1 protein-coding gene and 1 pseudogene are annotated in these 244 nt (G+C 63.1%); both read right to left on the reverse strand.

The window, feature by feature from the left end:
* A partial coding sequence (locus CVH10_RS23510) for a GTP-binding protein (protein WP_146143353.1) occupies window positions 1–114 on the reverse strand: 114 nt, incomplete at its 3' end.
* Window positions 115–144: 30 nt separating this feature from the next.
* Window positions 145–244 (reverse strand): annotated as a pseudogene (locus CVH10_RS23515) (30S ribosomal protein S7); the annotation flags it as partial.

Consider the following 244-nt stretch of genomic DNA (forward strand, 5'->3'; position numbering starts at 1 on the left):
GTGGGATTTGCCGGTGTAATACAGGATCCGCTCGGTCGTCGTCGTCTTGCACGCGTCGATGTGGGCCATGATGCCGAAGTTGCGGTAGTCCTCGATCGCGTGCGTGCGGGGCATCGGATTGCTCCTGAAAGGGTCCGGGTCCGCTTACCAGCGGTAGTGCGAGAAGGCGCGGTTGGCTTCAGCCATCCGGTGGGTGTCTTCCCGCTTCTTCACGGCATTGCCGCGGTTGTTGGCGGCGTCGAGC

The organism is Halomonas sp. ND22Bw, from assembly GCF_003011945.1.
GTDB lineage: Bacteria > Pseudomonadota > Gammaproteobacteria > Pseudomonadales > Halomonadaceae > Halomonas > Halomonas halophila.